This is a genomic window from Rothia nasimurium (assembly GCF_042660305.1).
In the GTDB taxonomy this organism is placed as follows: domain Bacteria; phylum Actinomycetota; class Actinomycetes; order Actinomycetales; family Micrococcaceae; genus Rothia; species Rothia nasimurium.
In genome coordinates, this window is the sequence record NZ_JBHSTW010000011.1 from 60,841 (window position 1) to 81,177 (window position 20,337).

A 20,337-nucleotide genomic window follows, 5' to 3' on the forward strand; every position below is an offset into this window, starting at 1 on the left:
GACTTAGATGGTACCTACCTGCGGGTATTAGCCCTGAATCTCAGCCAGCAGCTCGGTCACGGCGTCCGCTACAGCAACCTCGCGGGCTTCGCCGCTGCGGCGGTCCTTGATTTCAACCTTGCCCTCGGCAAAGCCGCGGCCGACCACCACGATAGTGGGCACGCCCAGCAGCTCAGCGTCGCCGAACTTCACACCGGGAGATACCTTGGGGCGGTCATCGAACATGACGTCAAGCCCGGCAGCTTCAAGGTCAGCAACCAGCTTTTCTGCGCCCTCAGCGATCTCGCTGCCCTTACCGGTCATCACCACGTGAACATCGGCCGGGGCCAGGTTACGGGGCCAGATCAGGCCCTTATCATCGTGGTTGCCCTCGGCGATGGCGGCCAGGGCGCGGGTCACGCCCACACCGTAGGAGCCCATAGTGACGGTCTGCAGCTTGCCGTTCTGGTCCAGCACCTTCAAGCCCAGGGCTTCTGCGTACTTGCGGCCCAGGGCGAAGATGTGGCCCATCTCGATGCCGCGGGCTGCAATCAGGGGGCCGGAGCCGTCCGGAGCGGGGTCACCCTCGCGTACCTCGCAGGCCTCGATCACGCCGTCAGCCTCAAAGTCGCGACCCAGCACCAGGTCGTAGACATGCTTCTGATCTTCGTTCGCACCGGTAATCCAGGCAGAGCCCTCAACCACGCGGGGGTCAACAAAGTAGGGAATACCGGTAGCTGACTCAGTGCCTAGGAGCTTCTCGGTCAGGGTCAGGCCGGGGCCGATGTAGCCCTTGACCAGCTGCGGGAACTTCTTGAAGTCCTCTTCGCTGGCAGCTTCAACCTCAACCTCGCCGCCAACGCCCAGCAGGGCGCCAACGTTGACCTCGACACGGCCCAGGTCAACGGCACGGTCGCCGGGCACACCAATGGCAACCAGCTGACGGCTGCCGTCGGGCAGGATAACAGCCAGCACCACGTTCTTCAGGGTGTCGGCGGCAGTCCAGGGCTCACCCTCGCGCGGGTGCAGGGCGTTGGACTGGTCAACTAGGGTTTCAATGGTCGGTGAGTCGGGGGTCAGCTCAACGCGGGCAGCGGGGGTGGCTGACGCATCTACGGGCTCGGGCACCACGGTGGTCACGGCCTCAACGTTAGCCGCGTAGCCGCCCTCGGAGCGCACGAAGGTGTCTTCACCAATCGGGGTGGGGTGCAGGAACTCCTCGGAGCGGGAGCCACCCATAGCACCCGACTGGGCCTGGACGATAGCAATCTCAAGACCCAGGCGCTCAAAAATCTTGATGTAGGCGGCACGGTGGGCCTGATAGGCCTCTTCCAGGCCCTCATCATCGACGTTGAAGGAGTAGGAGTCCTTCATGATGAACTCACGGCCGCGCAGCAGACCGGCGCGGGGGCGGGCTTCATCGCGGTACTTGGTCTGAATCTGGTAGAGGTAAACCGGCAGGTCCTTGTAGGAGGTGTAGAGGTCCTTGACCAGCAGGGTGAACATTTCCTCGTGGGTGGGGGCCAGCAGCATGTCTGCGCCCTTACGGTCCTTCAGGCGGAAGAGGTTGTCGCCGTATTCTTCCCAGCGGTTGGTCGCTTCGTAGGGTTCGCGGGGAAGCAGAGCGGGGAAGTGAACTTCCTGGGCACCGATCGCGTTCATTTCTTCGCGCACGATGTTCTCAATCTTGCCCAGCACCTTCAGCCCCAGAGGCAGCCAGGTGTAGACGCCGGGGGCCGCACGGCGGATGTAACCGGCGCGTACCAGGAGCTTGTGGCTTGCGACTTCGGCGTCGACGGGGTCTTCACGCAGGGTGCGCAGGAACAGGTGGGACAGGCGCTGGACCAAGTGGTTTCTCGCTTCTCTCGTACGGGGACCCGTTCACCGACCGTGCAGGCCGGGGTGGGCATACTTATCTACCAGTTTACCGCCAACCGGCGGGGTGTGTACCCCGCCTTAAAGAGAGGACGCCGGTACCCACTCCCCTGCCCTTGGGCAGGTAGGTGGAGCACCGGCGTCCTCGCAGAAAAATCTGCTCAGTCTAGGGGCTTAGAGCCCCAGGGCGGTGTACCAAGCCAGCTTGGCCTGGCCCAGGTCGTTGAGCTCGGCGTTCATGAAAGCGGTGCCCTTGGTCCAGACCAGGGTGCCACCTTCGAACTGCTGGGTCACGATAGTGGTGCCGTTAGCGGTGGCTTCGGTTGCTTCAGCAACGGGGGCACCGAGCATGGTCATCTCGTTCCAGATGTTCCAGTTACCGCCTGCTGCCCAGTCGTTGTAGGAAGAGAAACGACCGCGGTCAGAGAGGTTGAGCGCCTCGGTCAGGGCTGAGGACTCAACGGGCTTAGCACCTGCCAGGGGCTTACCCTGGGCATCAGCCTTGATGTAGACCACCTTGTTAGCGTCTACGCGCAGTTCAAGCACCTGCTGCAGGGGAATGAACTTAGCTGCTGACCAGTCGTAGGTGGTGTCGATCTCGGTGCCGGTTGCGGTGCGATCCATCAGACCGGCACCCCAGGTAACGGGGGATGCGGTGGTCTGGTTGTCCCAGTTGATGCAGGTGCCGTAGTCGTCGTACTGGATGAAGTAGTGGGAGATGACGGCGGTACCGGTGGAGTACAGGGCGTAGCCGTGGTCATCCCAGGTAACGGGGGTGGAGCACTGCTCAGCAGTGGTGTTGTAGAAGAGAGCACGCAGTTCAAGGGCACCGGTCTTCCAGTGCTTGGTGTACTCGTTCTGGTAGAGGTAGGTACCGTACTCGGCGGGCTTAGCCAGGTAGCTTGCGAGCGCATCGGTGTTGATCATGAGCGCCCGGTCCTGGGCAATGGAGTAGATGGCAGAGACGTTACCGCCAAAGTCCTGGGTAACCAGGTCAGCAGTTGCCTTGGTGAGCTCGCCACCGGTTTCGGCAACAGCTACGCCGTTAGCGGCAGCGACCGCGCGGGCGTCAGCAATCTTGTTGGCGGCATCGCCGAAGTTGGTGTCGGCGGGAGTCTCGGGCTCAGCGGGAGTCTCGGGTGCTACAGGCTCGGCAGGAGTCTCAGGGACTACCGGAGTTTCGGGTTCAGCCGGAGTCTCAGGTGCCACAGGCCCGGCAGGGGTTTCAGGAACAACCGGGGTCTCCGGCTCTGCGGGGGTCTCAGGTGCTACCGGTTCAACAGGGGCAACCGGGGTTTCGGGTTCAGCCGGAGTCTTAGGAGCTACAGGCTCAGCAGGAGTCTCGGGCAGCACGGGAGTGGTTTCAACAACAGCGTTGTTGGTGAAGCAAGCGCGGGTCTTGGAACGCTCTGCCTGCCAAGCCTTGGCTTCTGCCGAGTTGAGGTTGATGTAGGAGCCTGCCTGGGTCTTTTCATCCAGCACTACGAGCCAGCGGGTCTTGCCGTCGTGGGTGGTGATAGAGAGACCGCAGTGGCTGTGCTTCCAGGGGGCTGATTCAGCGTTGCCGAACTTCTCAGCGCCGCCGGCCTTCATGAAAGCCTCGCCCGCTGCGCCGGTAACTGCCTGCACGCCGCCGTACTTACCCTGGGTGACTACACCGTTTTCGAAGGTCTGCTGGGTGGCGCCGTTGGCGAAGGTCTGCTGTTCGCCGGTTGCTGCGCCCAGGGCGTCCTTGTTCTTTTCCCAGTAAGCGCCGATGGGGGTGTCGGTATCTACGGTGACGGCGTCAGCTGCGAAGGCGCCGGGGGCCATGGTCAGTGAAAGACCAAGCAGGGTGGTGACGCCAAGAGGTGTGCGGAGGCTCTTCAATGCTTTCCCTAAAAGTTCGTGGATCAGGTGCTCTGCGTCCGAAATTGGGGTGGGTGGGGTTTCAGACCTGCGATGCAGAGGTAAAAAGTGTGCATCATCAAAACTACCAGCTAATACTCAGCCAGAAAATCAGCCCTTTAGGGGACACCCGTGGCCCCACTGGGGGATATGTCTGTTTAAAACAGGACGGTTGCGAAGGTTGAGTGCTGCTGCCAGCCCGTTGCTGCGTAGAGGGCACGGGCGGGAGCGTTGTAGTCATTGACGTAAAGGGAGAGGTGGGGGAAGCGCTGGCGGATGAGGTGGCTGGCCTGCGCTAGGAGCACGGGGGCTAGGCGCTGACCGCGATAGGCCGGGTGCAGCCAAACTCCCTGGAGCTGGCAGGTGGAGTCGTGAGCTAAGCCCAGGTCAGTTTTAAAAATGACCACGTTCTCGCTGTTGACGGCCACCAGGGTGCGGCCGGTACGGGTGAGTTCGTCGATACGGCGGGTGTAGCCTGCGGGGTCACGCGTCATGGGGTCGTAGCCGACTTCTTCGGTGAACATAGCGACGGACGCCCGCAGCAGGCTGGGCCTGTCGTCGGTTCGGGCCCAGCGCACCGGCTCTGTGATGGCGGGAGCGCCCAGGGAGGGGCGGGCCAGGGGCGCGCGGACGAGCTCGCTCAGGTCAGCGGTCACGGGCAGCTCTAGCAGGGGTTGGTTTTCACGTACGTCAAAGGGGGTGGGCATGCGCGAAGCGAGGTGCGACCAGATTCCCATGACCGGTTCGCGGTGGCCAAAGATGGAGCCGATGCGCCGGTTGTGCCGCCAGATATAAGCCGCGACCTGGCGGTAGTGGGCCTCGGGCAGGGTGAGCGGAACGCAGTTGGCTCCCAGCCAGAAGGCCCCCACCAGGCAGTAGCGGGGTTCGGCAATCGCCGGGGTACGCGCGGACGCAGGCACTAGAGTCTCTGCCAGACCGGGCATGGCTGTGCGCGGAGCAGCTGCCTCTTCAGCAAAGTGGGCTCCAGCTGAGGTGCCGACCCTGGCAGTTGCCTTCGCAAACAGCCCCTCAAGGGTGGACCGCACACGGGCGGGCAGGCGCTCCCCCACGGTTTCGGTGAGGTGCGCAGCCACCCCGGCGGGGACGTCCTTTGGTCCCATCTCTCCGGGGACTTCACGGGGCATAAAGACCCCCATGAAACCGTGGGGAGTTTTCAGCGACGTCAGAGCGCTAGGGGCTGGTAGGCCGAAGTGGTGCAGGTGCTCGGCGGCAAAGAGAAAGCCCACCGGGTCCGACTCAATCATGGTTTCAAGTTCCGCCCGGTCATCATTGGTGAGGGGGCGGATTAGGGCATCTTCTGCCCCGCGGGAGAAACGTGAAAAGACGGTCACGGTGGGCTTTTCTTCAGCTACTTAGGAGACTGAGACGGTGGGTTCACCTGAAAGGTCAATTTCGCCGCGTTCTTCCATCTCGCGGGCGATGCGGTTGGCCTCTTCGATCAGGGTCTGCACGATGTCTTCTTCGGGCACGGTCTTAATAACCTCGCCCTTTACAAAGATCTGACCCTTGCCGTTGCCAGAAGCTACGCCCAGGTCGGCCTCGCGGGCTTCGCCGGGGCCGTTAACGACGCAACCCATGACGGCCACGCGCAGGGGCACCTTCATGCCTTCAAGGCCCTTGGTGACGTTTTCAGCCAGTTCCCACACGTTCACCTGGGCGCGGCCGCAGGAGGGGCAGGAAACAATATCGAGCTTACGAGGGCGCAGGTTCAGGGACTCAAGAATCTGAGAGCCGACCTTGACCTCTTCAACCGGGGGCGCAGACAGGGAGACACGGATAGTGTCACCAATGCCCTCTGAGAGCAGGGCGCCGAAGGCGGTTGCTGACTTGATAGTGCCCTGGAAGGCGGGGCCTGCTTCGGTGACGCCCAGGTGCAGGGGCCAGTCGCCGGCAGCAGCTAGCTGGCGGTAGGCCTCAACCATAATGACGGGGTCGTTGTGCTTGACCGAAATCTTGAAGTCCTGGAAGCCGTGCTCCTCAAAGAGAGAAGCCTCCCACACCGCTGATTCGACGAGCGCCTCGGGGGTCGCCTTACCGTACTTTTCCAGCAAGCGCTTATCGAGCGAACCGGCGTTCACACCGATACGAATTGAGGTGCCGTGGTCCTTAGCGGCTGCGGCGATTTCCTTGACCTGGTCATCAAATTTACGGATGTTACCGGGGTTCACGCGCACAGCACCGCAACCGGCTTCGATAGCGGCGAAGACGTACTTGGGCTGGAAGTGAATATCAGCGATAACAGGAATCTGGGACTGCTTAGCGATAATGGGCAGGGCTTCTGCGTCCTTATCGGTGGGGCAGGCAACGCGCACGATATCGCAACCGGCAGCCGTCAGCTCAGCAATCTGCTGCAGGGTCGCGCCAATGTCGTGGGTTTTGGTGGTGGTCATGGACTGCACCGAGATAGGAGATTCTGAGCCAACGCCTACGCTACCGACCTTAAACTGGCGGGTTTTACGGCGCGGAGCCAAAACGGGCGGCGGAGCAGCGGGCATTCCAAGGGCGACCGAGGTCAAATCTTCCTCCAAAGGTTCTTTGGCGGTGCGGTCTTGCGCACCTGTTCAACTATCTATTGTGCCACGCTTCAGCTCAAAGAGCGGTTGAGCTAAAGCACACAAGGGCAGGTAGGACGCCCTCGCAGCTGATTGGAATGGATGAGCGGGGAGGGGGCGGGGCAGGATGCACCACCTACTCAGCTCCTAGAACACGCTCACCGGCTTGAAGATATCGGCGGCTACCAAAATCACGGTCATCAGCAAGAAAGCACCGGCTACCACATAGGTCAGGGGTAGTAGCTTGACCGGGTCGAAGGGGCCGGGGTCGCGGCGTCCGAGCAGTTTGGCGGTCTTGCGGCGGAAGCCCTCCCAGAGGGCGCCCAGAACGTGCCCGCCGTCAAGGGGCAGCAGGGGTATGAGGTTGAAGGCAAAGAGCATGAGGTTCATCTGGGCGACCAGGGAAACCAGGGAGGCTGCCTTATCGCGCAGAATAATTTGGTCGTGGGCGGCGATTTCACCGGCGATGCGCCCCACGCCCACAACTGAGACCGGGCTGTTGGCGTCGCGCTCGCCGTTGGTGACTAAAGTGACGGCTACCCCGTAGACGCGGGCGGGCAGCTTGATGAGGGTGGCTCCAATACGCTGCAGCGACTCCCCTACTGTCGGCAGTACCTCGCCAATGGTTCCGGGGGTTAGTTCGCTGGTGGGGCCGATGCCGATGAAGCCGACTTCCTGGGTTTGGTAGCTTCCGTCGGAGTTGGTGAGGTAGGTTCCGGTGAGTTCATCGTAGATAGGGCGTACGGTCAGCATGGGGGTGATGGTGAGCTCTAGGCTCTGCCCGGCGCGCTCAACAGTGAGGGGCACCTCGGTGTCGGCGTTGGTGCGAATCAGTTCGGTGAGCTGGTCCCAGCTGGTGATGGTCTGCCCGGCGAAAGAGGTAATGGTGTCCCCGGGTTGCAACCCTGCTGCGTTGGCAGGAGATTGGGGGTCTTCGGCTCCGCATTCGGTGGAGTTAGCGGTGTCGGCGTTGGTGGAGTCAACGGTTTGTACGCACTGGGCAACGCTCTGGACGCTGGTGGTCGGCTGGTAGGAGCCAAAGCCGGTCACGAGCACCGCGGTTGCCACCACACCGATGAGAAGGTTCATGAAAGGCCCACCCAGCATAATGATGATGCGCTTATAGACCGGTAGCTGGTAGAAAAGCCTACCCTGGTCAGCTTCGGTGATGCGCTCGGCGTCCGCCTCCCTTGCCTCGCGGGCTAGCTGCTGGAGGGGGCTGGTGCCGCCGGCGCGTCCGTCCGCCCCGTCTTTGCCGGGCGGGTACATGCCAATCATCGAGATGTAGCCGCCTAGGGGCAGGGCCTTGAAGCCGTACTCGGTTTCGCCGAGCCGCCAGGAAAAGAGGGTCTTGCCGAACCCGATCATGTACTGGGGTACGCGCACGCCAAAGAGTTTGGCGGGCACCAGGTGCCCCAGCTCGTGCAGAGCGATAGAGGCGGCGATAGCCAGGGCCATCAGCACTACACCGACGATGAAAAGTAGGACGGTCACGCGAGGGTGCTCCTTGTAGATGCGGCGCCCGTGGTGGTTGGGCAGGTCATCTGCCAGAGTACGCCATGGGGCTGGGAGCTGTCGCCTTAGATGGCCTTGGAGTTTGCCCACAAAGAGGGAGGGCGAGCAGGTCTTTGGGGTGGTTTTTACCTTTACTTTTGGGTCAAAAAGGCCTTTACGTCACAAAGTGTCAAAGAGGGGATTTCTGGGATCTAATCTAGGCTGCGGCGGGCGCTCAGAAAACAGGAAAGAGCCCTCAATATCTGCGATGACTAGTAGAAATGTCGATTAATAGCACACCTTGGTGTTTTTAAGCATCTACCATACCTATTTTGTTTTACGGGGCAAACTAGGCAGAATAAAAGAAGAAAGCGCGCCGCCTCAGCAAAGGCGCCACCCCCATCACTTCACGAGGAGCACTCATCATGACTGCACAGGTTGAAGCCCCCACCACGGGAGTCTTTGTCAACGAACAATCCACCGCCGCCTGGGAAGGCTTCACCCCCGGCCCCTGGCAAGACAGCATCGACGTGCGCGGCTTCGTCCTTGCAAACTACACCCCCTACGAAGGCGACGCCGCCTTCCTCGCCGGGCCCACCGACAAGACCCTGCGCGTCTGGGACACCCTCGAAAAGAACTACCTCTCCGTCGAACGCAAAAACCGCGTCTACGACGTAGACACCCACACCCCCGCCGAAATCGACGCCTTCCCCGCAGGCTACATCTCAGACGACGACAACGTCATCGTCGGCCTCCAAACCGACGTCCCCCTCAAGCGCGCCATGATGCCCAACGGCGGGTGGCGCATGGTCGAAACCGCAATCCGCGAAGCCGGTAAAGAACCCGACGAAAACATCAAGAAAATCTTCACCGAATACCGCAAGACCCACAACGACGCCGTATTCGACATCTACACCCCCCGCATCCGCGCGGCCCGCTCCTCCCACATCATCACCGGCCTACCCGACGCCTACGGCCGCGGCCGCATCATCGGCGACTACCGCCGCGTAGCCCTCTACGGCGTCGACAACCTCATCGCCGACAAAGAACGCGCCAAGCACGCCGTTGCCGATCAAGGCTTCTCAGAGCACTGGGCCCGCTACCGCGAAGAACACTCCGAACAGATCAAGGCCCTGAAGCGCCTCAAGAAGATGGCTGCCCTCTACGGTTTTGATATCTCCGGCCCGGCCCGCACCGCCCAGGAAGCCGTGCAGTGGACCTACTTCGCCTACCTGGCCTCCGTCAAGTCCCAGGACGGCGCCGCCATGTCCATCGGCCGTCTCTCCGGCTTCCTCGACGTCTACTTCGAACGTGACCTGGCCGCAGGCCTCATCACCGAAACCGACGCCCAGGAAATGATTGACGCCCTCGTCATCAAACTCCGCATCGTCCGCTTCCTGCGCACCATCGACTACGACCAGATCTTCTCCGGCGACCCCTACTGGGCCACCTGGTCAGACGGCGGTTTCGCCGACGACGGCCGCACCCTGGTCACCAAAACCTCCTTCCGCCTGCTGCAGACCCTCCGTAACCTAGGCCCCGCCCCCGAACCCAACATCACCATCTTCTGGGACGAAAACCTCCCCACCGGTTACAAGGAATTCTGCTCCGCCATCTCCATCGAGACCTCCTCCATCCAGTACGAATCCGACCCCCAGATTCGTGAACAGTGGGGCGACGACGTCGCCATCGCCTGCTGCGTCTCCCCCATGAAAATCGGCAAGCAGATGCAGTTCTTCGGAGCCCGCGTCAACGCCGCCAAAGCCCTGCTCTACGCCATCAACGGCGGACGCGACGAAATGAGCGGCAAACTCATCGTCGAAGGCTACGAACCCATCAAGGGCGACGGCCCCCTCGACTTCGACGAAGTCTGGCTCAAGTACGAAGAAATGCTCGACTGGGTCATCGCCACCTACGTCGAGGCCCTCAACATCATCCACTACAGCCACGACAAGTACGCCTACGAGTCCATCGAAATGGCCCTCCACGACTCAGACATCATCCGAGCCATGGGCTGCGGCATCGCAGGCCTCTCCATCGTCGCCGACTCCCTGTCTGCTATCAAGTACGCCACCGTCACCCCCGTCCGCGACGAAACCGGCCTCATCGTCGACTACATCACCGAAGGCGACTTCCCCGCCTACGGCAACGACGACGACCGCGCCGACGACATCGCCGCCACCATCGTCCACACCGTCATGGAGAAAATCAAGGCCATCCCCCTCTACCGCGACGCCATCCCCACCCAGTCCGTGCTGACCATCACCTCCAACGTGGTCTACGGCAAGGCAACCGGTAACTTCCCCTCCGGCCACCGCGCAGGCACCCCCTTCTCCCCCGGCGCCAACCCCGAAAACGGCATGGACACCCACGGCATGGTCGCCTCCATGCTCTCAGTTGGCAAGCTGGACTACGAAGACGCCCTCGACGGCATCTCCCTGACAAACACCATCACCCCCACCGCCCTCGGCCGCACCAAGGAAGAACAGGTCACCAACCTGGTCGGAATCTTGGACGCAGGATTTATTCCTGAAGAGGACTAAAACTACAGAACGGCTCCCCAGGTTCGCGCTCGCTGCCGACCCTCTCGCCTGGTTCGCTTCGCTCACAAGGCGATTCACGCCAGCCACCGAGCCAGCAGCTTCGCCACGAGCCTGGGTTGCCGCCCTATTTCAATCAACTCACCACTAAGGAGAACATCATGGCCGTCAAGACCTACGAAGAGCGCCTCGCATCCATGAAGGCAAACCGCGCCAACAAGACCGCGCCCAAGGGCCTCTACCACGCCAACATCAACGTCCTCAACCGCGAAACCCTTGAGGACGCCATGGAAAACCCCGACAAGTACCCCAACCTGACCGTCCGCGTCTCGGGCTACGCCGTCAACTTCGTGCGCCTGACCCGCGAACAGCAGCTGGACGTACTCTCCCGCACCTTCCACCACGGAGCCTAGTGATTCTTCATGTCACTTGATATCTCTCACGAGATAACCGATACCGCCGGCGAGCTAGCATTTGCTCCGCCGGCGGACCGGCATTCCGGGGCCGGCACCTGGGGCCTGGGTGAGCTGACAGAACTCGAACGCAGCGCCCAGCTCAAACTCATGCGCGAAGGCCAGCTAGGGTCTGTACATTCCTGGGAGCTGGTAACTGCCGTTGATGGGCCCGGCACCCGCATGACCATCTTCATGAACGGCTGCCCCCTGCGCTGCCTCTACTGCCACAACCCCGACACCTTCAATATGAAGGACGGCAAACCCGTCATGGCTGCCGACCTCATCAAAAAGATTAAGCGCATGCGCAAGGTCTTCAAAGCCACCGGCGGAGGCATCACTATCTCAGGCGGGGAAGTGCTCATGCAACGCCCCTTCGCCGAGAACATCCTCATGAGTGCCAAGTCTCTGGGTATTCACACCTGCATCGACACTTCAGGCTTTCTCGGAGCTCAGGCTTCAGACGAATTCCTTGACAACGTTGATTTGGTGCTGCTCGATGTTAAATCGGGTTCTGAAGAGGTCTACCGGGAACTCACCGGTCGCGCCCTACAACCCACCATCGACTTCGGCGACAGGCTCTCAGCCCTGGGCAAGAAAATCTGGATCCGCTTTGTGCTGGTACCCGGCTACACCGATGACCCCGACAATATTGAAAAGGTCGCCGACATCGTCTGCCGCTGGCGCAACGTCGTTGAACGGGTTGAGGTGCTCCCCTTCCACCAGATGGGCACCGATAAGTGGGAGTCCCTGGGCTACGACTACAAGCTCAAGGACGTCCACCCGCCCAGCAAAGAAGCCACCGAAGCCGCCCGCGACATCTTCCGCGCCCGCGGCCTCACCGTCTTCTAGACTCCATACATCAAACGATGACCCCCTCGCTTCTCTCTTCACCCCATGGATTATCTCAGGGTGAAGAGAGAAACAAGGGGGGTCATCTCTTTAGATACGCCTACGCAGGGGTAGGTCTATGCCTGCCCCAGAATCTCGTTGGCACGGGTGCGGGCCCAGGCTTCTGCCTCAAGCACCGCTTCCAGAGTCAGAGAACCTGACTCGGCCAGGGCCGAAGAACTCGCGTGCTCATCGAGCACCCGCCCGGTTGTCTCAATCATGTCGGTAAAACGAATAGCACCGGCGTGGAAGGCCGCCACCGCCTCCTCATTAGCAGCGTTAAAGACCGCCGGGAAGGTACCGCCCCGCTGGCCCGCCCGCTTAATCATCTCCACCGCCGGGAAGGCCTTGTTATCCAGGGGTTCAAAAGTCCACTCGGTAGCCTGCGACCAGTCACAGGGCTGCGCGATACCCGGAATACGGTGGGGCCAGGTCAGCCCCAGGGCAATGGGCAGCAGCATGGTGGGCGGGGACGCCTGAGCCAGGGTCGAGCCGTCCACAAACTGCACCATAGAATGCACCACCGACTGGCGGTGAACCGTCACATCAATGCGGTCCAGGTCAATGCCGAAGAGGTGGTGGGCCTCCAGCACCTCCAGGGCCTTATTGACCATAGAGGCCGAGTTGGTGGTCACCACCAGCCCCATGTCCCAGGTGGGGTGAGCCAGGGCCTGTGCCGGAGTGACCTCCCGCAACTGCTCGTAGGTCATGCCCCTAAAGGGCCCACCCGAGGCGGTCAGCACCAGCCGGTCAATCTCCCGGTCAGTGCCCGATGCTAGAGCCTGGGCCAGGGCAGAATGCTCAGAATCCACCGGAATCATGGGCTGGTCCAGGGGTGAGGCGTCCACGGCGGCCTTGACCAGCTCGCCACCGGCAATCAGCGATTCCTTGTTCGCCAGGGCCACCTGGGAGCCTGCCTGCAGGGCAGCCAGGGTGGGTTCCAGGCCGATAGAGCCGGTAATGCCGTTGAGCACAACGTCCGCCCCGGCGCGGGCTGCGGCGGTGGCGGCGTCCTTGCCCCACTCAATCTGGGGGCTGTAGCCCGGTGCCAGCTCAGCCAGCAGCGAGCGCAGGGTGGCGGCGTCCGCTTCGGTGCCGCTGGTAGCGACCAGGTGCGGACGCAGGCGGGCGGCCTGCTCTGCCAGAAGGGGCAAGGAGCGGGAGCCGGCTGAGAGGGCGGTGACGCGCACGGGAGCGTCGTCGCTACCTGTGGAGGTTCCTGCCAGGGAGTTGAGGTGGTCGATGACCTGCACGCCCTGGGTGCCGATGGACCCGGTGGAGCCGAGCAGGGTGACCGTCCGCCCGCCCTGCAGGAAGTCTGCTAGCTGGTCGGTGAGGGTTTCGCGGGAGGCGCCGAAGCGCTGAGTTGAGCCAAATCGCATGGTTCTATGTTCTCACATCGGCTCTAGTTGCCCTCGAAGAAGGCCCGCAGGGCGGCCCGCTGGGCAGCTTCAAGTTCGCGGACGACCGGGGCTGTGGGTTTCAGGCCGGGGGCGTCGTGGTACATGCCGGGTACCTCATACAGGGTGCTCTCAACCCCGGCGGCCAGCAGGCGCTGGTGGTAGGAGGAGTTCTCGGCGTAGAAGAGGTCGATGTCGCCCACGCTAATCCAGGCTGCCGGGAGGCCGGCCAGGTTCTGGCGGCGGGCAGGGGCAGCGTAGTCGGGCAGGGAAGCTGCGCCCGCGCGTCCGCCCAGGTAGGTGTTCCAGGCCAGTTTGTTGTCGAGGGCGGTCCAGAGCCAGCGGCCCTGGCCGGGCTGGGCGGGGTGGTCGGTGCGGTCATCGAGCATGGGGTAGGCCAGCAGTTGGAAGCCGACCGGGTGGCCGGTATCCAGGGCTTTTTGGGCCAGGGAGGCAGCCAGGCCGCCACCGGCGCTAGAACCTGCCAGGGCAATCTTGGCAGGGTTGATGCCGTACTTTTCAGCCTGGGTTTGCAGCCAGCGCAGGGCAGCGTAGCAGTCGTCGAGGTCGGCGGGGAAGGGGGCCTCACCGGCGTTGCGGTATTCGACGGAGAGGACGGGTACGCCCAAGTCGGCAGCCATCTGGGAGACTTTTGCCTGGTCGGGGCCCGCGGAACCGAGCACGTGCCCGCCCCCGTGAATCCAGAGCACGGCTCCGTCGTACTGGCGGTGCTCGGGCAGGTTGAGGTAGCAGGGCAGGCCACCGGGCAGGTCGGGCTGGGCCACATCGACCATTTCGACGCGGACGCCGGGGGCCGGGGGCGCAACGACGGCGAAGGATCGCTGGGGCTCGCGCTTCAGGCGTCCTTTGAGGGCGACGTAGCCGGGGCGGGGGGCGAGAAAGAGCTTCCAGTGGCGGAGCTCCGGGTGGACGTACTTGTGCTGCTGGTAGCCCCAGAAGGCGAAGTGCCCGGCGGTGGCGAGGGCCAGCCCACCGGCTAGGGTGGTGAGGGTGCTTTTCTTCATACCTTAAGTTTTACACCCCGGTAGGTACCATCTAGGTCAGAAAAACCCACCTAGTTGATGGTCATTTCTGACCTAGATGGTACCTACCCTGCTAGCCGACGATATCGAAACTCTGCAGCTTCTTCTTGCTAGCCTTACCGCCGCTATTCTGCAGGCCCAGCAATTCGGCGTAGATACCGCCGGAGGCCGCCAGCTCGGCAGGGCTGCCCACCTCGTCAATCTGCCCCTCCTTGAGGGTGACGATACGGTCGACCGTTGCAATGGTCGAAAGACGGTGGGCAATGATGAGGGAGGTTCGGCCCTCCATCAGCTCTTCCAGGCCCTTCTGCACTGCCCGCTCGGCCTTGGTATCCAGGGCACTGGTAGCCTCGTCAAGAATTAGAATCGGGGCGTCCTTGAGCATGGCTCGGGCAATAGCGATACGCTGCTTCTGGCCGCCCGAGAGCTTCAGGCCGCGCTCACCGATCAGCGACTCGTAGCCGTCCGCAAACTTTGAGATGAAATCGTGGGCGTTCGCCTTAGTGGCAGCCTCGATGATCTGCTCACGGGTAGCGTCGGGGCGGCCGTAGGCAATATTCTCGGCAATAGTGCCCGAGAAGAGCGAGGCGTCCTGGAAGACCATGCCAATCAGCGAGCGCACCTGCGCCAGGTCGCTGCCGGCAATATCCATGCCGTCAACCAGCACCCGGCCCTCACGGGGGTCATAGAGACCTTCGAGCAGGGCCATGAGGGTCGACTTACCCCCGCCGGACTCCCCCACAAAGGCAATACGCTCCCCGCGCTTCACCGCCAGATTAATCCCGTGCAGCACATCTGCCTCCCCCTCGTAGCCAAAGGTCACGCCCTCAAAGCGGACGAGTTCGGCTCCGGGTTCAGCGGTGAGGCTGGCGGCAGTAGCGTCAGTAGCGGAATCCGGACGCGCCCCGGCAGCCCCGGCGGTAATGGCCAGGGCTCGGGCGTCCGACTGCCGTTCCATGACCTCGAAGTAGTCCTTAGAACCGGCAATAGCGCGCTGGGCTGTATCGACGATCCAGGAGAGTGAGTTGATGGGGGCAACCGCCATGGCCAGGAGCTGGATGAGCAGCACCATGTCGCCGATGGTGAAGTCCCCGGCCAGGGTGCGCAGGAAAATCAGCAGGTAGAGGGCGAAGAAGATGAGGTTGAGGAAAGAGAGCCGGGCAACGTCCATAGCGTGCCAGAACTTAGACTGGGCGCGGGTGAGCCCGATGGTCTTTTCGAAACGACCACCGAAATCAGTGAGTTCTCGGCGCTCGCGGCCGAAGGACTTCACCACACGAATCTGCCCGATAACTTCGGCAAAGCGGCCGGATGCGATGTCGATGTTCTCGTTCTTCTCACCTTCCCAGACCTGCCATTTTTCGCTGGTTTTGCTGGTGAGCCAGAAGTAGACCGGGAAGATAATAATGAGCAGCAGCCCCAGGGGCCAGTAGTAGATAGAGCTAATCACAATCACCGAAACCGTGGTGAGCACCAGGGAGATGAAGGTGTTGCTCATGGTCTTGACGAAGTTAGTAACTTCGGTGATGGAGCGGTTAAGACGGGCGATGATGGTGCCGGTCAGCTCGGTATCGAAGTAGGACAGGGGCAGGGAGAGCAGTTTCTCGTAGTAGCGTACCGACAGGATAGTACGCATGCGCTGGCTCATCACATCGCCGATATAGCCCCCGATGTTGGTGGTCAGCACACTCACCAGCTGGGCTGCCAGGTAGGCAACCGCGAACCAGGCGATGGCTGTGCCGGTGGTGGGGGCTGAACCGTTCAGGTGCCCCACAACGGCATCGGTTGCCCCCGAAATAATGAAGGGAGCCAGCAGGGAGGTTGCGCTGGTGAGTACCGCACAGATGATGATTCCTACGAAGTAGGGCCATAGCTCTTTTGTGGCTCTAACGATTCTGGCGATGCTTTTCATGAAAATCCCTACCTGCCGGTGTTCTTGTGGTGCCCCACTACCCTACCGCCGGCGTCCGCCCACCTGATTGAGGGGGCAGTGTTCTTTTGCCCACGCGGGTAGCACAAAGCCCCGGTGGGCGTCTTGTCCTTGGGTAAGGACGGACGCCCGCCGGGGCTTGAGTGCTTAGAGCTAGGCCGCTAGGGCTTAGGCCTTGTTCTTGGTGATGGCACCGTAGATCCAGAGGACCAGCAGTGAGCCTACAACGGCGGTGAAGAGGGTGCCGATGCTGAAGCTCTGGATGCCGTCTGACAGGCCGGGGATGAAGCTACCGATAAAGCCACCGAGAAGCGCACCTACGATACCGAGCACCATGGTAACCAGAATGCCGCCGCCCTGCTTACCGGGCATAATCAGCTTTGCGAGGGCACCAGCAATGAGACCAAGAACGATCCAACCGAAAATTGACATGTTTTCCTTCTTTCATAGGGTTACGGGGGTGAGCCCGAATTGTTCAGCGTACTTCTAGTTTATATCAAACTCCAAGATAAAGCTAAGTAAGCTACAAGTGTGTTGGCTTATTATCCCCCTGTGTTATACCAAAGCACCCCTACCTCACCACACAGTAAACCCCCACCGCCGACCAGCCCTGCTATGGGCTGCCAGCGATGGGGGTTTACAGCAGGCGCGAGCCTACCGGCTCTTAGTGGTCGATAGCTCCTTCGGCTCCAACACCGGTAAGAGAGCGAACTTCCATCTCAGCCTGCTTGATCTCATCTTCCTTATCGCCACCGAGTGAGCCCAGGAAGCCCAGCAGGAAGGCTGCAGGAATCGCTACGATACCGGGGTTAGCCAGGGGGAACCAGGCAAAGTCAGCACCGGGAATCATAGAGGTCTCAGCACCGGACATCACCGGGGAGAAGATAATCAGGATCACCGAGATGCCCAGACCACCGTACATAGACCAGAGGGCACCGCGAGTCTTGAAACCCTTCCAGAAGAGGGAGTAGACGATGGTGGGCAGGTTAGCCGAAGCCGCTACCGCGAAGGCCAGGGCCACCAGGAAGGCCACATTCTGCCCCTGGGCGCCGATACCGCCTGCGATAGACAGCAGGCCGATAACGACCACGGTGGTTTTTGCTACGCGGATTTCCTTGGCAGGGTCAGCGTTGCCCTTGCAGATAACGTTGGTGTAGATATCGTGGGCAAAGGAGGCGGACGCGGTAATCGCCAGACCCGCCACCACGGCCAGGATGGTTGCGAAAGCAACGGCAGCAATCACACCCATCAGCAGGGAGCCACCCAACTCGAAGGCCAGCAGGGGGGCTGCCGAGTTAACGCCGCCGGGAGCTGCCTTAATGGCGTCCGCACCCACCAGGGCAGCGGCACCGAAGCCCAGCACCAGGGTGAAGAGGTAGAAGAGGCCGATCAGCACGATAGCCCAGACTACCGATTTACGGGCCTCCTTAGCGGTAGGAACGGTGTAGAAGCGCATGAGCACATGGGGCAGGCCAGCTGCACCAAAGACCAGAGCCAGGGAGAGAGAGATAAAGTCCAGCTTAGTCAGATCATTCAGACCGTATTTGAGGCCAGGCTCCAGAATAGCCGGGTTACCGGAGGTTTCAACCGCCGAGCCGAGCATGGCGGAGAAGTTGAAGCCGTAGATTGCCAGGATCCAGATGGTCATAATAGCAACGCCAGAGACCAGCAGAACAGCCTTGATAATCTGCACCCAGGTAGTGCCCTTCATACCGCCGATCAGAACGTAGACGATCATAAGTACGCCCACGATGATGATGACCAGCGACTGGCCAGCCTTGGAGCTAATACCCATCAGCAGGGAAACCAGGGCACCTGCACCGGCCATCTGGGCCAGCAGGTAGAAGAGGGTAACAGCCAGGGTTGAGATACAGGCGGCAATTCGGACGGGGCGCTGACGCAGGCGGAAGGAGAGCACATCTGCCATGGTGAACTTACCTGTGTTACGCAGGGGCTCAGCCACCAACAGCAGGGCCACCAGCCAGGCAACCAGGAAGCCGATGGAGTAGAGGAAGCCGTCATACCCCTGCAGGGCAATAGCGCCCACAATACCGAGGAAGGAGGCCGCCGAGAGGTAGTCACCCGCGATAGCCAGACCGTTCTGGGTGCCACTGAAGGAGCGACCACCGGCATAGTAGTCAGCTGCGGTCTTGTTGTTCTTAGAGGCGCGAAGCACCACCACCATGGTGGCCAGCACGAAGGCACCGAATACGGCCATGTTTACCCAGGGGGTACCCACGGTCTGGGCGCTAGCTTCAGCCGCGAGGAGGGTTCCTGTAGTCGTCATGAAAAGTTCACCCCTTAGTGAGCCTTGTGGGCGTAGTTGCCGGATTCAATGTCGCTGCGCAGGCTAGCTGCGCGAGGGTCAAGCTTGCGGTTAGCGAAAGCTACATACCAACCGGTGATAGTGAAGGTGGTAACGAACTGCAAGAGACCAAAGATAATGCCGATATTGACATTGCCCAGCACCTTGGTTGCCATGAAGCCGGGGGCATACACCGCCAGAATCACATACAGCAGGTACCAGACCAAGAAGGCCACGGTCATGGGGAAGACGAAAGACCTGTGGATTGCGCGAAGCTCTTTAAACTCACCGCTATTCTGAGCTGCCTTAAAATCGACATGCTCAGCGTCGATTAGAGGCTGGTGAGATTCTGGTGATGTGTGTGCCATCACTACCTCCTTTGTGTAACTCAACACACATTAGCGTGTTATCTCCGTTACACACAAGTCTCTAGACTAAAAAAGGTGGACCACCCGAAATATTTCGGGTGGTCCACCTATCAAGTAGTCCTAGATGCTGGAAGCAGCCGTATCGTTCAGATACTCAATAGCCCTGTCCAAGAAGGCATCGACCTGGGTTTCCTCATAGCTGAGGTCCCCCGTTGCCGGGCTAAAAGCAGCCGACCTAACATCGGCGGGGGCGAGGACGTCCGCCCCCTCAAGGTGGGCCAAGAGGCGCTCACAGAGGGCATCAACTTCTTTCACGAAGTAGCCCTTGGTGAGACGCTTGGAGGGCCTACGGAAGCGCTGGCCGGTGGGGCGTTCCAGGCGTCCGCGCAAAAGGTCCTCAAGTTCCTGCACAGCCTGGTCCCAGGTCGCCTGCCCGTAGCGCTGCACGTACAGGTGGCGTTCCAGCTCGCAGAAGCGGTCTTCGACCTTATCGAGGGCTGCATCTACGTCGTCCGGAGCGTAGCCGCCCTTCTCTGGCTCAAAAACTGCCTCGCGCACTGTGCGGGAGGTATGCACATCTGCCCCCACCTCGGCGCCCGAGAGCATCAGCTCATAGTCGTCGGCTAGGCGGGTGAAAAAGGAGTCCACGGCAGCCACCGAGTACCCCTTCTCGTGGGAGCTAACCCGGCGAAACTCTCCGGAAGATTCAGCCTGATGTTTCATTGAGCCTCCAAATATCTGGCAGCACCCGCCTCTAGAAGAGGGCTGAGAGCACCGAGAAAATCACGTAACCGATAGCGATAGCGAACACGATGGAATCCAGGCGGTCCATTACACCACCGTGTCCGGGCAGAATATTCGACATGTCCTTAATGCCGATTTCACGCTTGACCATGGACTCCCCCAGGTCACCCGCTGTTGAGGCAACCACCAGGAAGACCGCCACAATCAGGCCGTACCACCAGGGGTCGCCGATGAAGAGCGAACAGATGATGCCCACAATAATGGAGCCCACCATTGACCCGGCAAAACCCTCCCAGGTTTTCTTGGGAGAGATCTTGGGGGCCATAGGGGTCTTGCCCCATTTCACGCCGGCGATGTAGCCCCAGGTGTCGTTTCCGATAGCCATGAGCAGAATCATGAGCACTTTGCCGGGGCCCGATTCTTCGCGGTAGAGCAACAGGGCCAGGGAAATCATGAAGGGCACCCAGGACATCACGAAGATGGAGCCCATAATCGACATAATCATGCCGTCGCGGTGCCCCACGATACGCCAGCCAATCAGCACCAGAATCGAGGCGACCACGGTAAAAATTAGCCAGGAGCCGCCCCCATAGTAGGCGGCAAAGGGCATGATAAAGGCTGTTGCAACAGCGGGAATAGCGGGGATTCCCATGCCGCGTTTCTGGTTGAGCCCGTGGCAGACCTCCCAGGTGCCCACAGAAACAGCTGCTGCTGCTAGAAGCACAAGGATGAGGGGAACAAAAAACAAACCCACCGCCAGCAACGCGCCCAGCACAAGGCCGACGGTGATGGCAGCGGGTAGGTTCCTGCCGACTTTAGAGGCCTGGGGCTGCTGTTCTTGAGAGTGAACAGTCAT

Annotated in this window: 15 protein-coding genes and 1 pseudogene; 3 read left to right on the forward strand and 13 right to left on the reverse strand. The window is 61.1% G+C overall.

Translation table 11 applies throughout. The features are described from left to right. Window positions 1-27 precede the first annotated feature (27 nt). The 5 genes from ACFP6B_RS04960 to ACFP6B_RS04980 all read right to left on the reverse strand — a co-directional run bounded on the left by ACFP6B_RS04960 (window position 28) and on the right by ACFP6B_RS04980 (window position 7,808). On the reverse strand, window positions 28-1,827 hold the full coding sequence (locus tag ACFP6B_RS04960; protein WP_377127600.1) for a proline--tRNA ligase: 1,800 nt from the start codon (window positions 1,825-1,827) through the stop codon (window positions 28-30). A 201-nt stretch (window positions 1,828-2,028) separates the two neighbouring features. Then, a complete protein-coding gene (locus tag ACFP6B_RS04965; RefSeq protein WP_377127603.1) occupies window positions 2,029-3,723 on the reverse strand; it encodes a hypothetical protein in 1,695 nt (564 codons plus the stop codon). 176 nt (window positions 3,724-3,899) lie between these two features. After that, window positions 3,900-5,093 (reverse strand): GNAT family N-acetyltransferase, encoded by a 1,194-nt coding sequence (locus ACFP6B_RS04970; RefSeq protein ID WP_377127606.1) that lies wholly within the window; start codon window positions 5,091-5,093, stop codon window positions 3,900-3,902. Between the two features lie 21 nt (window positions 5,094-5,114). Continuing rightward, the gene (ispG, locus tag ACFP6B_RS04975) at window positions 5,115-6,278 is read right to left on the reverse strand and encodes a flavodoxin-dependent (E)-4-hydroxy-3-methylbut-2-enyl-diphosphate synthase (RefSeq protein WP_185173294.1); all 1,164 of its coding nucleotides are present in this window, start codon (window positions 6,276-6,278) and stop codon (window positions 5,115-5,117) included. Window positions 6,279-6,461: 183 nt separating this feature from the next. Continuing rightward, a complete protein-coding gene (locus ACFP6B_RS04980; RefSeq protein ID WP_377127610.1) occupies window positions 6,462-7,808 on the reverse strand; it encodes a M50 family metallopeptidase in 1,347 nt (448 codons plus the stop codon). A 425-nt stretch (window positions 7,809-8,233) separates the two neighbouring features. Here ACFP6B_RS04980 and ACFP6B_RS04985 point away from each other — a divergent pair, with 425 nt between their 5' ends. The 3 genes and pseudogenes from ACFP6B_RS04985 to pflA all read left to right on the forward strand — a co-directional run bounded on the left by ACFP6B_RS04985 (window position 8,234) and on the right by pflA (window position 11,652). Then, the gene (locus tag ACFP6B_RS04985; RefSeq protein WP_377127613.1) at window positions 8,234-10,351 is read left to right on the forward strand and encodes a pyruvate formate lyase family protein; all 2,118 of its coding nucleotides are present in this window, start codon (window positions 8,234-8,236) and stop codon (window positions 10,349-10,351) included. A gap of 167 nt (window positions 10,352-10,518) precedes the next feature. Next, window positions 10,519-10,761: pseudogene (gene grcA2, locus ACFP6B_RS04990) on the forward strand (autonomous glycyl radical cofactor GrcA2); the annotation flags it as partial. Between the two features lie 9 nt (window positions 10,762-10,770). Further along, complete coding sequence (pflA, locus tag ACFP6B_RS04995) at window positions 10,771-11,652, forward strand: pyruvate formate-lyase-activating protein (protein WP_237186880.1); 882 nt, start codon at window positions 10,771-10,773, stop codon at window positions 11,650-11,652. Between the two features lie 116 nt (window positions 11,653-11,768). Here pflA and dxr read toward each other — a convergent pair whose 3' ends face one another. The 8 genes from dxr to ACFP6B_RS05035 all read right to left on the reverse strand — a co-directional run bounded on the left by dxr (window position 11,769) and on the right by ACFP6B_RS05035 (window position 20,337). Then, window positions 11,769-13,073 carry a 1-deoxy-D-xylulose-5-phosphate reductoisomerase gene (gene dxr / locus ACFP6B_RS05000; RefSeq protein ID WP_377127618.1) on the reverse strand — a complete coding sequence of 435 codons (1,305 nt, stop codon included), beginning with the start codon at window positions 13,071-13,073 and terminating at the stop codon, window positions 11,769-11,771. A 23-nt stretch (window positions 13,074-13,096) separates the two neighbouring features. Continuing rightward, window positions 13,097-14,116, reverse strand: a complete 1,020-nt coding sequence (locus ACFP6B_RS05005; protein WP_377127621.1) for an alpha/beta hydrolase — start codon at window positions 14,114-14,116, stop codon at window positions 13,097-13,099. Between the two features lie 91 nt (window positions 14,117-14,207). After that, window positions 14,208-16,046, reverse strand: a complete 1,839-nt coding sequence (locus ACFP6B_RS05010; RefSeq protein WP_377127624.1) for an ABC transporter ATP-binding protein — start codon at window positions 16,044-16,046, stop codon at window positions 14,208-14,210. A 186-nt stretch (window positions 16,047-16,232) separates the two neighbouring features. Beyond that, complete coding sequence (locus tag ACFP6B_RS05015; RefSeq protein WP_185173300.1) at window positions 16,233-16,496, reverse strand: GlsB/YeaQ/YmgE family stress response membrane protein; 264 nt, start codon at window positions 16,494-16,496, stop codon at window positions 16,233-16,235. A 232-nt stretch (window positions 16,497-16,728) separates the two neighbouring features. After that, window positions 16,729-18,351: a solute symporter family protein gene (locus tag ACFP6B_RS05020; protein WP_237242857.1), complete on the reverse strand. Its 1,623-nt coding sequence runs from the start codon at window positions 18,349-18,351 to the stop codon at window positions 16,729-16,731. 14 nt (window positions 18,352-18,365) lie between these two features. After that, window positions 18,366-18,737, reverse strand: a complete 372-nt coding sequence (locus ACFP6B_RS05025; RefSeq protein ID WP_377127629.1) for a DUF485 domain-containing protein — start codon at window positions 18,735-18,737, stop codon at window positions 18,366-18,368. 120 nt (window positions 18,738-18,857) lie between these two features. Next, on the reverse strand, window positions 18,858-19,460 hold the full coding sequence (locus ACFP6B_RS05030; RefSeq protein ID WP_377127632.1) for a DivIVA domain-containing protein: 603 nt from the start codon (window positions 19,458-19,460) through the stop codon (window positions 18,858-18,860). A 31-nt stretch (window positions 19,461-19,491) separates the two neighbouring features. Next, the gene (locus tag ACFP6B_RS05035; protein WP_377127634.1) at window positions 19,492-20,337 is read right to left on the reverse strand and encodes a phosphatidate cytidylyltransferase; all 846 of its coding nucleotides are present in this window, start codon (window positions 20,335-20,337) and stop codon (window positions 19,492-19,494) included.

Excerpts from the sequence above, each read along its gene's own strand:
- ACFP6B_RS05025 (WP_377127629.1), bottom strand. The coding sequence starts at position 18,737 with ATGGCACACACATCACCAGAATCTCACCAGCCTCTAATCGACGCTGAG.
- ACFP6B_RS05010 (WP_377127624.1), bottom strand. The coding sequence starts at position 16,046 with ATGAAAAGCATCGCCAGAATCGTTAGAGCCACAAAAGAGCTATGGCCC.
- ACFP6B_RS05015 (WP_185173300.1), bottom strand. The coding sequence starts at position 16,496 with ATGTCAATTTTCGGTTGGATCGTTCTTGGTCTCATTGCTGGTGCCCTC.
- dxr (WP_377127618.1), bottom strand. The coding sequence starts at position 13,073 with ATGCGATTTGGCTCAACTCAGCGCTTCGGCGCCTCCCGCGAAACCCTC.
- ACFP6B_RS05005 (WP_377127621.1), bottom strand. The coding sequence starts at position 14,116 with ATGAAGAAAAGCACCCTCACCACCCTAGCCGGTGGGCTGGCCCTCGCC.
- ACFP6B_RS05035 (WP_377127634.1), bottom strand. The coding sequence starts at position 20,337 with ATGACTGTTCACTCTCAAGAACAGCAGCCCCAGGCCTCTAAAGTCGGC.
- ACFP6B_RS05030 (WP_377127632.1), bottom strand. The coding sequence starts at position 19,460 with ATGAAACATCAGGCTGAATCTTCCGGAGAGTTTCGCCGGGTTAGCTCC.
- ACFP6B_RS05020 (WP_237242857.1), bottom strand. The coding sequence starts at position 18,351 with ATGACGACTACAGGAACCCTCCTCGCGGCTGAAGCTAGCGCCCAGACC.
- pflA (WP_237186880.1), top strand. The coding sequence starts at position 10,771 with ATGTCACTTGATATCTCTCACGAGATAACCGATACCGCCGGCGAGCTA.
- ACFP6B_RS04985 (WP_377127613.1), top strand. The coding sequence starts at position 8,234 with ATGACTGCACAGGTTGAAGCCCCCACCACGGGAGTCTTTGTCAACGAA.